The organism is Microvenator marinus (assembly GCF_007993755.1).
In the GTDB taxonomy this organism is placed as follows: Bacteria; Myxococcota_A; Bradymonadia; order Bradymonadales; family Bradymonadaceae; genus Allomicrovenator; species Allomicrovenator marinus.
Window position 1 is genome coordinate 3799911 of the sequence record NZ_CP042467.1, and the last position, 12729, is coordinate 3812639.

Below are 12729 nucleotides of genomic sequence, written 5' to 3' on the forward strand. Positions count from 1 at the left end.
CATGGCTAAAGCGAATATCTTAATCGTTGATGACGAACCACGGGTCTTAGAAGGGCTCAAGATGAACCTCGGTCGAGAGTACGAGGTGTTTACCACGACGGAGGCGGACCAGGCGCTGCGTTGGTTGAAGAAGACCCGATTTGCGGTGATCATTTCGGACCTGAAAATGCCGCGCATCTCTGGAGTCGAGTTGCTGAACCAGGCTCGTGAGATTTCACCGTTTACCGTTCGAGTGCTTTTGACAGGCTTTGCGAGCCTGAATGCGGCCTTGGACGCGATCAATCTTGGCGGAGTCTTCAAACTCTTGACCAAACCGAGTTCACCACCTGAAGTGCGTCAAGTTGTAGCTCAGGCGGTTCAGGCGCATCAATCTGCGATGGACCAAGAGCGCGTCGAGAAGCATTTGGACCTGGCCCGCCGGGCACAAGAGTTTGAAGCCATCGCACTCGGAATGAGCAAAGAGCTCTCTGGTATGGCACTGCAGTTCAGTGCAGTCCTCTATGCTGCCGCGGATGGGCAGCTCTCCCAAGACGATATCGAAGACCTTCGATGGGTTGAAGATCGCCTCCACGCAACGGTTGACCGATTGGCAAAAGTTGAGGGCCCCGCGCTTTCCAAGGTCAAAGCGGAGTCTGTTGTGGGACTACAAACGGAGCTCTGGGAGCGCAGTGGTAGGTTGGGAAGTATCGGTCTCTCGTACAAGTCCGACTTTTCAGGGGCGCTTTCGATTCCTACAAGTGTGGTCGAGCAGGGAATCAACTGCTTCCTTGAGAACGCCGTCAATGCGCTGCAAGGCGCTGATAGTCCAAGAATCAAGGTAAGACTCTACTTCTGCCACTTCATGGAGATGGCGTGTCTTGAGGTCAAGAACAACGGTCCAGCAATGCCCTCCTATGTGACCAATAAGCTGCTCGAGTCGCCTGTCAAAAGCGCCACGGGTAGCGGAGAGAGTCTCTATCTACTTAACAAGGTGCTCGGGCAGTTTGGCGGAAAAATAGGGTTTCGCCAGCGCTCTAACGGCGTCTCTTTCATGATGTGGATGCCTTTGCACGCCAGCGAAAACTCATCGGCGTACATGGTCACAGAGCAATTCTGAGATTTTTCGTGAAAATCTTCTAAAGGATTTTTTCCACGTGCCGATGAAGTGATTGTCAACAAGGCAGAAGCCACTCAAAACGGAGAACAATCATGATCGGTGTAAGAACAAACGTCTCAAGTCTCAATGCTCAGCGTCACCTCAACGGAACCAGCAAAGCTCTTCAGGACAATATCGCCAAGCTCTCGAGCGGCTTTAGGATCAACAACGCTGCGGATGACGCCGCGGGTCTGGCCGTCTCCGAGGAGATGAAGTCTGATATCCGAAGCCTTGGCCAGGCGAGCCGCAATGCCAACGATGCCGTGAGCCTTGTGCAAACTGCTGAAGGCGCGCTTGGTCAGGTCCACAATATTCTGGGCCGAATGAAAGAGCTCGCGGTTCAGGCCAACAGCGATGGTATCAACGACACGCAGCGCGCCCACATCGATACTGAGTTCCAAGAGTTGGTGGCCGAGATCGACGATATCTCCTCCACCACATCATTCAACGGGAACGATCTGCTCGATGGCACCTATAGCGGTAGTTTCCAGGTTGGTGCTGAAGCCACTGACACGCTGACTATCTCGATTTCTCAGGGATTCGCTGCTGCGGACCTTACAGACTCAGGTGGTACCAACAACCTTGGCGGTGCCGACTTGCTTTCAACTGCGAATGCAGTGACCGCCATGGGCGTCATCGACAATGCGATTTCGACAGTCTCGGAGCAACGCGCCGAGTTGGGTGCCTCGCAAAACAGGTTGGAGATGAAGATCGAGAACCTCTCGGTGGCTCGCGAGAACCTCGAGGCCGCTAACAGCCGAATCCGTGACGTAGACGTGGCAAGTGAGATGGCTTCTTTGACCAAGAACCAGATCTTGACTCAGGCAGGCGCCTCCATGCTCGCACAGGCCAACAGCGGTCCTCAGATTGCCCTCTCTCTCCTTGGCTAAGTGAGCTGATCTGAACTACGAGCGCACCAAGACCCAAAGTCTTGGTGCTTTTTTTTGCATACGTTTTGCGAGTAAACGCAGAGAATGTTGAGGCTGGATGTGTCGATGACCTGAGTGAGTCCTTTTATGAGGTCATTATGCTTTCGGACATCTTCTTCAAACATTCAGACGAACTCAGACCCAAGTCGGTCATTGATGAGCTCTTCAGCGACTCTGAAAGAGGAATCGACATACTATTTCTAAGCGGCGAGCATGATCTTCGAGAAGTCATGTATGAGCTTGATGCTCGCGGCCTGCACCACGTGATTGGTTGCACCACGGCCGGACACATCAGTTCGGAAGGCTACAAGACTCAGGGGGGGCTACGGTTTCACCTTGGTGGATCGAGGCTGAAGTCTCGTTCGTGGATGCTCGATCTCGACCTTAGCGACCTGCTTTCCAAAGGGTCTGAGTTGCGTCAATTCGCGGCCGCAAACCCGGATGCGTTTGGAATCATCATGATCGATGGTCTTTCCGGAAGAGAAGAGTCTATTGTGGGCGCGCTCAGGCGCGAGCTTCCGGGTGTTCCTATCGTGGGCGGGTCAGCCGGAGACTCGTTGAAATTTGAGAAAACACATCTCTTTCACGGCGCTGAGTTACACAGCGATGTGGCAATATTAACCCTCGTGGCAACAGCTGATTTTCGTGTGTCGATGTTTCGACTTCAACACCATTTGCCGACTGAGAAGGCATTCCTCGTCACACGAGCAGAAGGGCGTCGCCTCTATGAACTCAACGGTCGGCCGGCTCTAGAAGTCTACCTCGAGGCTACAGGCTTGTCTGAGTCTGAACTCGGAGCCAGTGCGTACGGCAGGTATCCGTTGATGGCGAAGTCCGGCGAGCATTTCTATATCCGAGCGATTCAGGATGCCACGCACGAAGGGCTCGACTTTTTCTGCAAACTAGAGGTTGGAACGGTTCTGCGTTTAGGTACGAGTCCTGGCTCCAACGATGAACTCTTACGTACACTCGATGGAGTCGGTTGCGATGGCCCACATGTATCGCTCTTCTTCGACTGCACGTTGAGAAGGCTAGAGTTCGAGGACCGCGCTCTGAGTCAGCTGGTCGGACGCCGGCTCGGAAACTCCGGGTCCGGATTTTGCACTTACGGTGAGCAGCTTGATGGAATTCACGTAAATCAAACTCTGGTAGGGTTGAGATTTGAGGAGCCTTAATGTTGCATTTGGAAGAAACCGAAGCATTGCGCGCGCAAATCGAGGCGCATGAACGCACTATCTCGCGGCTACTCAGCACCCTGGAGAATAGCCAACGGATAGCAGAAACCGACCTTTGGAGTAGTACGAGGCACCTTCAAGAGCTGGTGGACGCAAGAACTGAAGAGCTCCGAGGGGCGAGTCAGTTTCTGGATTCCATTATCGAATCCCTGCCAAATCGAATTTGTATCCTTGATCTTGAAGGCGTCGTGGTTCGCGTCAACTACCCATGGTCGATGCAGATCGATGTATCGGACTCGAGGTTGAAACCCGGCGATGACCTCTTGGCTTTCTATCGGGAACACCGCGCAGATGTAGCCAGCGTTTTGAGCGATGTAATCGAAGGGAGCCTTAGCAGTTTTTCCCTACTTTCGGTGGTTGAGGGAAAGTACTTTGAGACCACACTACGAAGGCTAGAAGACGAGCAACACATTCTCATCTCAGAGGTCAACGTTACCGAGTTGGTAGCCGCGCGAAAGCGTCACGACGCTGAGCGACGCCAGATCGAGATGCTCTCGATGGTGGCTCGGTACACCGAAAAAGTGGTTGTGATTTTGGGTGAGGATGGAAAAGTTGAGTGGTCTAATAGCGCGGCTGTAGCGGTTTTTGGGCCTCAGCACATAGGTCAAGATGGGATGAGTCTGGCAGCAGAAATCCTTGTGGATAGCGCTTTCGGTGAGGATATCGAGCAGCTTTTGGAGGCGGGGAAGACTATCGGGACCGACGTCTGCGTCAAGGATAAGACCGGTCAACATGTGTGGTACAAACTCGAGTTGCGCCGCGTGCCCATGAGCATTCGTTACGTCACTCTGATCATCATGACCAACATCACTCACCGAGTTCACGGGGAGCAGGAACTCGCCCGTGAGCGTGAACTTCTGAGTTCTGTGATTGAAAACGTGCCTCACTCGGTGTTTTGGAAGGACGGTGACGGTTCCTATCAGGGAGTGAACTCTAGTTTCTTGGACCTCGTTGGTTTGACTCGTTCCGACGTCTTGGGCAAGCGCGAAGTCGACCTTGCGTTGAATGCTATTTGGGGTGGCAAAGAGCCGCAGGGAGAGTTGCTCGTGGAGTCTAAAGGGGTCGAAAGGTCACTCTTGGCTAACACGGTTTGCCTGAAAGATGCCCAAGGGAAGGAAGGAAGTGTGAGCATTTTGGCTGATATCACCGAGTTCAAGACCTTGGAGCGTCAGCTGCATCAGGCTGGAAAGCTGGAGTCTATCGGACAGCTTGCCGCGGGTGTGGCACATGAGATCAATACGCCTATGCAGTACATAGGGGACAATTTGCATTTCATGCAAAGAGCTTTTGATATGCTCATGGAGCTTGCTTCGAAGGTTGAAAAAGCTTGTGATGACGGAAGTCTGAACGTTGACCGTGCGACGAGCTGGCTGAAGGAGTCTCGCCTTGAGATGGTCCGCGATAAGACACCACGGGCACTTGCGAACGCACGCGATGGTGTCGATGTGGTTTCAAAGATTATTCGTTCCATGAAAGTTTATTCTCATCCTGGCGGTGAAAAGACCAAAGTGGATATCAACGAGGCGCTCTCGCACGTGGTTGCGTTGAGTCGAAACGAGTGGAAATACCACGCAGATCTCGAGACAGATTTCGTGGATAACGCCTACTCGTTCTGCGAGATTGCCACGTTGAATCAGGTCTTCGTGAACCTGATCGTCAATGCGGCTCAAGCGATCGCAGAGCAGAATAAACACGGGAAAATTGTTGTGCGTACTCGGGTTCATCCACGCACAATTGCAATCGAGATTCAGGACGACGGACCCGGAATCCCGGAGTCGATTCAGTCTCGAATCTTCGATCCATTCTTCACGACCAAGGAAATCGGGAAGGGCACTGGGCAAGGTTTGTCTATCGCTCGAAGAATCATTGAGCAAAGTGATGGCAAGATCGATTTTGTTTCGACTCCAGGCGTTGGGACCACGTTTAGGTTGGAGTTGCCAAGGTATACCTCAGAATCAACTCTCAATGACGGAGTGAAACAATGACCAAGAAGGTTTTATGTGTTGATGACGAATCTCTGGTTTTGGAAGGGCTTGAAAACACCCTTGGATGGGATTTTTCTGTGGTGACGTTTACCTCGGGTGCCGAAGCTCTCGACTATCTCAGATCCAATTCAGAAGAGGTCGGTGTCATCATCTCAGACATGCGCATGCCCGGCATGGATGGTGCCACCTTCTTGAGCGAAGTTGCTCGGAGCTATCCAGATATCGTGCGAATGCTGCTCACCGGCTACTCCGATATCGAGTCAGCATTGCGAGCTATCAATCATGGAAAAATCTTCCGGATGTTGATGAAGCCGATTGGGGCTGAGGAATTGGGTGGTGCGGTACGTGATGCCTTTAGGCAAGCAGAATTGATTGAGGCCGAGAAAGTAGTGCTTGAAGGTACTCTCAAGGGGGCGATTGAAGCGTTGATGGAAGCTCTATCCTTGGCGTCTCCATTGGCTATGAGTCGCTCTCGGATTTTGGAGAGGATGGTGCGGCATATTGGACAAACTCTTGGCGATTCAAATTGGGAATACGAAACCGCTGCTCTGCTCGCGCTCCTTGGTACGATCGCCTCACCGAATTCCGTCCTTGAGAAGTTTGCGATAGGCGCACCTATCTCTCCACAAGAGGCCGAGACTATCGAAGGCTATGCCGAGCTTGGCTACGATATGCTCAAGAAGATTCCGAGGTTGGAACGCGTCGCTGAGATCGTGCGTAGGCATCGAGACCCTGGCCAGTCAGAAGCAGAGTTTGTCAAGGTGGGTGCACAAAGGCTGCAAGCCTCATTGCTTTTTGATCAACAGGTCCTGCGAGGCGCTACCCCTCAAGAGGTCAGTGAGCACCTGCGCAGGGCTGGAGTTTCCAAAGAGATAGTTGCGGCTTTGATGAGCTTTAGGCCACCACTTTCCGCCGATGCCTCGCGATTCGTAGACCTCGCCCAGCTGCTTCCTGACATGAGACTTGAGACCGATGTCCATTCGAAAACGGGCCAGCTTCTTCTAAGAAAGGATACCGTTTTGTCTTGGGCAAGTATTGAAAGGTTGAGAAATTTCGATCGTGGAGTCGGTGTAGAGACCCCTTTACATGTATCGATGATAACGAGGTGTGTATGAGCGCTGACCTGGTGTCCTCAAGTGCTATCGATGGTAAGTGGTTACTCGAAGTTGTGCGTGGGCCGGACTTCGAGCCGCCGCTACTACCAGACGTGGCGACTCGAGTGCTCAAGCTGCTAACTCAGCCCGATGTAGACTTCCAAGAGCTTGCGAGACTGGTGTCCTCGGAGCCGCTTCTTGCGGCGCAGATTATTCGAGTTGCGAGTTCCCCACTCTATGGCAATCAAGAGATCGGTACCGTCGTCTCAGCCCTGATACGCCTTGGGAATCGAACGGTGCGCAATGTCGTCCTTGAATACGGACTTAAGACCTTGAGACACTCTCAGCTTCGGTTCCAAGCCGAGGTCAAGGCGGTGATTGACCACTGTGTTGTGACGGCCAATTTGATGCATATCGTCTCGAGACGAACGGGAATCACGAACGACGGATTCTTTACGCTCGGTCTCTTGCACGATCTTGGGCTTATTGCGGTGCTAAGCGCATTAAATGGGGTTGAACGGCAAGAACTCACGCAGGCTGATTGGAATGTGCTGAGTCAGACCAGTGAGGAAGCGTTGAGCCAGTTGATCAAAGCTTGGTCGTTGCCCGTCGAGCTTGGAAGGGTTCTCGATGACTACTTTGGTGCGGCTTCCAGTGAGAAGCACGTGCTCCTGGTTGCATCTGCACTGGCAGACGGTCTTGGCTTCAAGTCGACACCGGAGGCAGGCAGCTCCGTCTCTGGGCTCGAGTCTAGCCTTGAAGCATTGAAGCTTGGGGAGAGCGACTTCGAGGCTATGCTCGAAGAGGCAAAAAGCGCTGCGTCTTAACTTTTTTTCTAAAGTAATTTTGGAGGGTGCCGATGAATGGGTTGTCAATAGTCGGCGAGTTTTCAACCCCACTCGCCCCAAAGGAGTGAGTCATGATCGGAGTAAGAACAAACGTAGCAAGTCTTGGAGCTCAGCGTCACCTCAACAGCACCAGCAAGGCGCTTCAGGACAATATCGCCAAACTCTCGAGTGGATTCCGCATCAACAACGCCTCAGACGACGCAGCAGGCTTGGCGGTCTCGGAGGAAATGAAATCTGACATTCGCAGCCTTGGACAAGCCAGCCGCAACGCGAACGACGCGGTTAGCTTGGTGCAAACGGCGGAAGGAGCACTTGGTCAAGTACACAACATTCTCGGCCGCATGAAGGAGCTCTCGGTACAAGCCAACAGCGATGGTATCAACGACACCCAGCGCGCCCACATCGACACTGAGTTTCAAGAACTCGTCGCCGAAATCGATGATATCGCTTCAACCACCTCCTTCAACGGCAACAGCCTACTCGACGGAACTTACAGCGGTACCTTCCAGGTAGGTGCGGAAGCCACCGATACGTTGACCATCGACATCACTCAGGGATTTGCTGCGGCCGACCTTGAGGATGCGGGCGCAACCACCAACCTCGGTGCCGCGAGCCTGACCTCCACGGCAAACGCCGTCACCGCCATGGGTGTGATCGACAACGCGATCTCGACCGTGTCGGAGCAGCGCGCAGCACTTGGTGCCTCACAGAACCGATTGGAAGCCAAGATCGAGAACCTCTCGGTGGCACGTGAAAACCTCGAAGCAGCAAATAGCCGCATCCGCGACGTAGATGTGGCAAGCGAGATGGCTTCTTTGACCAAGAACCAGATCCTTACCCAGGCAGGTGCCTCCATGCTCGCCCAGGCAAATAGCGGTCCTCAGATTGCCCTCTCCTTGCTCGGATAATCGAGAGTTCCGACCTTGGATGGTTACGAGCCAGCCTTCGGGCTGGCTTTTTCGTTTTCTTGAATTTTGGGCCTAAAGGTTTTTGCTCAATGTACCGATGAACCTAGTGGAAACCCAATGGAGGTCCCAATGGCAGTGCAATTCGGCGGATTGGTTAGCGGACTAAACACTAATCAAATGATCTCACAACTCGTGGCAATCGAGAGACAGCCTATCAACAAGCTGAATACGACCAAGCGAACCGTCGAGTCGGATATTCGCCGGGTTGGTGAGATGTCGACGCGCCTCAAGGCCCTGGAGAGTGCCGCGAAGGAGCTCGGCACCTTAGAGGGCTTCATGTCCTTCAAGGGATCCTCCACCAACGAAGAAGCCGTCCGAGTCAGCGCGGATTCGGGCGCCACCGAATCCAGCTTTGATGTGGGTGTTTCCCGATTGGCCAAGCCTGCACGAATGCGAAGCGACGCCTTCGCCGAAGGTCACACGTTCAGCGCCACGACCATGAATGTCGAGGTTTTTGGGGAAGATGATGTGGAACTCAATATCCCAGATGGAGCGAGCTTGACCGAGGTTCGTGATATGATTCGAGCGTCCTCCGCCGAGGTTGATGCCACCATCATCAACACGCCGGATGGCGCTCATTTGAGTATCACCTCCAAGAAGACGGGACACACACCAGGCGGCGATCCCGCGAGCGCTTTGACGGTAAGCGGTCTCAATATGACCAGTGTTCAAACCGCTCAGAACGCACTGATGACAGTAGATGGTGTCAGCGTGGAGAGCTCCTCGAATACGGTAAGCACCGCGGTCGAGGGCGTGACGTTCGAGCTTTTGGGAGAGGCCGAAGGGGTCAGAGCCGGTGTAGCTCCGGACCGAGAGGCTATTTTGGAGAAGGTAAAGACCTTCGTCGAAGCTTACAATTCTACTGTCGATGCGATTCGCTCTCAGAGCAACGGCGGAAACCGTCGGCGATTCGAGGCGGATTTGAGCGAGGCTGTGACCCAGACTGCGATCGACGGACCATTTGTAAACCTGCGGTCGGTGGGAATCTCCTCGGGAGCGACGGGTAAGCTTGAGCTTGATGAAACGGAGTTCTTCGACCGACTTGAAGAAAATTCCGCTGCGCTCGCCGAGGTGTTTTCGTCTCAGGGAGGCGTGGCCGCAAAATTGACCGCACAAGTTCAACGCTACACTGGTGGGTCGGGAATCCTTAGCGGCATCGAGGACTCTTTGAAGAGTCAGAGCGATACCATCGATTCTCAGATCGAGAGAAAAGAGCGTTCGATCGAGACATTTGAAAGCCGTCTTCGCCGTCAGTTTTCTACGCTTGAACAGTTACTCTCTTCGCTCAACGACCAGAGTGCGAGTTTTGCGTCGCTTGTTCCCCCTTCTTATCAATCCAATCGTTAACGCTGAGTTCGCCAACAAGGAGACCTGATGAAAGCCATCAATACGTATAAGAGACAATCACTGACAACGGCTGATCCGTGGGCGATCCTGATCGCTCTTTATGATGGGCTTTTGCGTAACCTGCACGGCGCAGTAGAGGCGACCAAGGTTTCGGACTTTGCCAAGGCAGGCGAGCACTATCGCAAGGCTCTGGCAATCATCTCCGAGCTAGAAGCGGCGGTGAACTTGAACGAAAACGAAGCGTTCGGCCGGCAGCTACTCTCGCTCTACGGCTTCTTTAGCGACGAGATCTTGAAAGCGAATCTCAGAGCCGAGGTGGATCGCATCGCCGGTATTTTGGAAATCATCTCTGGCTTGCGCCAGGCGTGGGATGAGGCGGCTAGGTCGCTTCGAGCCGCACGAGTTGCCTGAGGAGAAAGTCATGCAAGAGCCGACCTTACGTGCGTGTTTTGAGCGAACCGAAGTCCTACTTGAATCCATGATAGAGCAGCTGCTCGAAGGCGAAGCTCCCGAGGAAGAGTGGATGAGAGAACGAATGAAGCTCATCGATCAAATTCGCAGGCTGACACCCACCGAGAGCGAATGGGAAGAAGCCAGGGATGTGGTCGAGAGTGTCCTTGAACTTGAGACACGCCTGTCTCGTCTCACTCAGTCGCTGCGGGATCAGAAGGGTCAAGAACTCGAACAGTTCAACCGGAAGAAGCAGGGAGCGAGTCGTTATGCGATGTCTTAAACTCCTCGCATTTCTCCTGGCACTTTGTATGAGTCATGGAGTCATTGCTGCGCCAAATCATGACTTTTCGACGTTTCAGTCGTTTGTACGGATAACACTTCCGGCAAAGATCACCTGGACCGAGACCGAATTCAATAAGGCTCGAGGACTTCAGACTCTTCGGCTCACTAAGGCTTTGAATGAGGCTCAACGGCAAGGACTCAAAGCGCAACTCATGGCCACCGGCGAGGTAAGGTGGGTGGTGATCGAGAATGATGAAGTCCAGATTGCCTATCTCGATCTCAGACGCAAAGTCTTGGAGGTCAGTGAAGGTGTTTGGGCATTGGTGGTAACGAGGCCGTCGTCTTTCGCTCTTGCCGATTATCTGGACTCGTCGGATTGCCAAACCTGGTTCAACCACTTGAACGAATCGATGCAACTACTCGCTACGAGTATGTGTTCGGCGAAAGGGCAAACGAGTGTGGAGGTAATCCTTCGCGGCGACGATGAGTTTGCCAAGAGGCTGATAGACGAACTCATGGGGCCTTCACCCAATTTCAGTCGCTTTCACAGCGAGTTGGAAACACGCCCAAGTCTCTCGCAACGATCTCGGCAGCTACTGCATTTTGTTGAGGCTATCCGTTTGTTCAGCACCAACTCAGAGTTACTCGCGCTTGAGCGCCTTCGACTGATCGCATCAACGTCGCCAAACTCAGAGCTTGAGGGCATTGTGATAGACCTTGGAGTATCGACCTATTCAAGGCTTCTTGAGGCAGCCCTGGTTCGTGGCGAGGCTCAGCAAGCACTGAAACTCTACGATGTCTTTAAAATTTGGGGAAAGCTTGAGCCTCATCCGGAACTCGCGTTGATTTTGGCTCAAACTCTTTTGGCGCATGATCGCACCCATGACGCGCTCGATCGAGTGCTCGTCCTGCTCGAGAGCGATCCAACTGATTTCGCCGCTTTAGACCTCGCGCTCACGATCTACGAGCGTCTAGACCTTCCCTACCAGGCCCACCTGATCAGAAAACGACGCAAAGACTAGTCGCACTTTTTGCGCAATGGCCCGCGGGGCGAGTCCGTACAACACTCTCAGGGAGTATAGATTTGCGCCAAACTCTGAATTGCGGTCATCCGTAACCTTTCCGAAGTCTGTGCATCATTGTTGGACAAAACTCGTTGCGGAAAATAGTTGCGATGCACAAGTATTGGCCCTTATCATCCAAAGAGCGAAACCTGTGCAGTAGAGAGTCGATGGGAGATACACTAGAAAGTTCGTGGGACTATGATTCGATTGATGATTTCCTAAATGATCTATCGGGCGCGGTAATCAACGAATCTGGGATCGATGTCATCAGCGTGGATCCGGCAATGCAGCGCGTGATTCGTCTTCTTGATAGCGTTGCCGGAACTCCTGCGACAGTGCTCCTTTCAGGAGAGTCGGGTGTGGGTAAAGAGGTCTTCGCTCGCTATATTCACGAGCGGTCCCAGGTCTCAAACGGGCCCTTTATAGCTATCAATTGTGCGGCCATTCCAGAGTCACTTCTTGAAAGCGAACTTTTCGGTCACGAAAAGGGAGCATTCAGTGGTGCCGTCCGGACGCACCAAGGAGTTTTCGAACGTGCCCACAAGGGAACACTCTTGCTCGACGAAATCTCAGAGATGCCGATTGAATTGCAGGCCAAACTCCTGCGTGTGATCCAAGAGCGTCAAATCACGCGTGTCGGTGGCTCAAAGCCCATTGATATTGATATCCGTATCGTCGCTACGACTAATCGAGAGATGGACGACTGGGTCAACAAGGGGGGCTTTCGTCGAGACCTCTTTTATCGGATTTCGGTCTTCCCCGTGACGATTCCTCCGCTACGGGACCGCCGCGGTGATATTCTGCCATTGGCAAATTTTTACGCTCGCCATTTTGCCGAAGCTTACGGACAACGCGTGATCGGGTACTCCAAGCAGGCCATGAAAAAGTTACGCAGGCACACTTACCCTGGCAATGTCCGCGAACTCGTCAACATTGTTCAACGTGCTCTCATCCTTGCGCCTCACAACGGGACCATTGAAGAAGAACATATCGTGTTTCAGGACACCGCGGAAACCATCGACGCGATCAAGAGTTTTGCACATGACACCCTCGAGATTCAGAAGGATCAGCTTGCGTTTAAGGTGGGAGAACAGTCACTGACCGAAGTCCGACGAGATATGATTTTGGCCACACTGCGGCACTTTGATGGAAACCGTTCCAAAGCCGCAGAGGTGCTTGGTGTAAGCACTCGAACCATCCGCAATAAACTCGCTCAATACCGCGCACTTGGGGTCGACTTGGCCGGTATCGACGAGGAAGAATAATTCCAAGGTTTTGAGGGGAGAAAAAACTTCCGCCCCCAAGCGGCAGGATGTTCCGCTCTAGTTCTCCAAAGTGTCATCGTCACATTCGACTCAGAACTTTAGAAAAAATATCATTAGCTTTTTC

12 protein-coding genes are annotated in these 12729 nt (G+C 52.9%); all 12 read left to right on the plus strand.

The features are described from left to right. Nucleotide 1: 1 nt before the first annotated feature. The 12 genes from FRD01_RS15590 (at nucleotide 2) to FRD01_RS15645 (ending at nucleotide 12605) form a co-directional block, all read left to right on the plus strand. Nucleotides 2–1096: a response regulator gene (locus tag FRD01_RS15590; protein WP_146961233.1), complete on the plus strand. Its 1095-nt coding sequence runs from the start codon at nucleotides 2–4 to the stop codon at nucleotides 1094–1096. Nucleotides 1097–1188: 92 nt separating this feature from the next. Continuing rightward, a complete protein-coding gene (locus tag FRD01_RS15595; protein ID WP_146961235.1) occupies nucleotides 1189–2025 on the plus strand; it encodes a flagellin N-terminal helical domain-containing protein in 837 nt (278 codons plus the stop codon). A 137-nt stretch (nucleotides 2026–2162) separates the two neighbouring features. Then, complete coding sequence (locus tag FRD01_RS15600; protein WP_146961237.1) at nucleotides 2163–3239, plus strand: FIST signal transduction protein; 1077 nt, start codon at nucleotides 2163–2165, stop codon at nucleotides 3237–3239. Continuing rightward, nucleotides 3239–5284 carry an ATP-binding protein gene (locus FRD01_RS15605; protein WP_146961238.1) on the plus strand — a complete coding sequence of 682 codons (2046 nt, stop codon included), beginning with the start codon at nucleotides 3239–3241 and terminating at the stop codon, nucleotides 5282–5284. The genes FRD01_RS15600 and FRD01_RS15605 overlap by 1 nt, the downstream gene beginning before the upstream one ends. Next, entirely contained in the window at nucleotides 5281–6399 is a 1119-nt protein-coding gene (locus FRD01_RS15610; RefSeq protein WP_146961240.1) for a response regulator, read from the plus strand. The genes FRD01_RS15605 and FRD01_RS15610 overlap by 4 nt, the downstream gene beginning before the upstream one ends. After that, a complete protein-coding gene (locus FRD01_RS15615; protein WP_146961242.1) occupies nucleotides 6396–7205 on the plus strand; it encodes an HDOD domain-containing protein in 810 nt (269 codons plus the stop codon). Before FRD01_RS15610 ends, FRD01_RS15615 begins: the two co-directional genes overlap by 4 nt. A gap of 92 nt (nucleotides 7206–7297) precedes the next feature. Beyond that, nucleotides 7298–8134: a flagellin N-terminal helical domain-containing protein gene (locus tag FRD01_RS15620; RefSeq protein ID WP_249755661.1), complete on the plus strand. Its 837-nt coding sequence runs from the start codon at nucleotides 7298–7300 to the stop codon at nucleotides 8132–8134. Nucleotides 8135–8263: 129 nt separating this feature from the next. Then, nucleotides 8264–9541, plus strand: a complete 1278-nt coding sequence (gene fliD, locus FRD01_RS15625) for a flagellar filament capping protein FliD (protein ID WP_249755662.1) — start codon at nucleotides 8264–8266, stop codon at nucleotides 9539–9541. 27 nt (nucleotides 9542–9568) lie between these two features. Then, nucleotides 9569–9952, plus strand: a complete 384-nt coding sequence (fliS, locus tag FRD01_RS15630) for a flagellar export chaperone FliS (protein ID WP_146961245.1) — start codon at nucleotides 9569–9571, stop codon at nucleotides 9950–9952. Between the two features lie 10 nt (nucleotides 9953–9962). Continuing rightward, complete coding sequence (fliT, locus tag FRD01_RS15635; RefSeq protein WP_146961247.1) at nucleotides 9963–10274, plus strand: flagellar protein FliT; 312 nt, start codon at nucleotides 9963–9965, stop codon at nucleotides 10272–10274. A 28-nt stretch (nucleotides 10275–10302) separates the two neighbouring features. Next, a complete protein-coding gene (locus tag FRD01_RS15640) occupies nucleotides 10303–11298 on the plus strand; it encodes a hypothetical protein (RefSeq protein ID WP_146961249.1) in 996 nt (331 codons plus the stop codon). A gap of 209 nt (nucleotides 11299–11507) precedes the next feature. Continuing rightward, on the plus strand, nucleotides 11508–12605 hold the full coding sequence (locus FRD01_RS15645; RefSeq protein WP_249755663.1) for a sigma-54 interaction domain-containing protein: 1098 nt from the start codon (nucleotides 11508–11510) through the stop codon (nucleotides 12603–12605). The last annotated feature ends 124 nt before the right edge of the window (nucleotides 12606–12729 follow it).

Coding starts and splice junctions, on each gene's coding strand:
- FRD01_RS15600 (WP_146961237.1), top strand. CDS start 2,163: ATGCTTTCGGACATCTTCTTCAAACATTCAGACGAACTCAGACCCAAG.
- FRD01_RS15645 (WP_249755663.1), top strand. CDS start 11,508: ATGGGAGATACACTAGAAAGTTCGTGGGACTATGATTCGATTGATGAT.
- FRD01_RS15605 (WP_146961238.1), top strand. CDS start 3,239: ATGTTGCATTTGGAAGAAACCGAAGCATTGCGCGCGCAAATCGAGGCG.
- fliD (WP_249755662.1), top strand. CDS start 8,264: ATGGCAGTGCAATTCGGCGGATTGGTTAGCGGACTAAACACTAATCAA.
- FRD01_RS15610 (WP_146961240.1), top strand. CDS start 5,281: ATGACCAAGAAGGTTTTATGTGTTGATGACGAATCTCTGGTTTTGGAA.
- FRD01_RS15620 (WP_249755661.1), top strand. CDS start 7,298: ATGATCGGAGTAAGAACAAACGTAGCAAGTCTTGGAGCTCAGCGTCAC.
- fliT (WP_146961247.1), top strand. CDS start 9,963: ATGCAAGAGCCGACCTTACGTGCGTGTTTTGAGCGAACCGAAGTCCTA.
- FRD01_RS15590 (WP_146961233.1), top strand. CDS start 2: ATGGCTAAAGCGAATATCTTAATCGTTGATGACGAACCACGGGTCTTA.
- FRD01_RS15615 (WP_146961242.1), top strand. CDS start 6,396: ATGAGCGCTGACCTGGTGTCCTCAAGTGCTATCGATGGTAAGTGGTTA.
- FRD01_RS15640 (WP_146961249.1), top strand. CDS start 10,303: ATGAGTCATGGAGTCATTGCTGCGCCAAATCATGACTTTTCGACGTTT.
- FRD01_RS15595 (WP_146961235.1), top strand. CDS start 1,189: ATGATCGGTGTAAGAACAAACGTCTCAAGTCTCAATGCTCAGCGTCAC.
- fliS (WP_146961245.1), top strand. CDS start 9,569: ATGAAAGCCATCAATACGTATAAGAGACAATCACTGACAACGGCTGAT.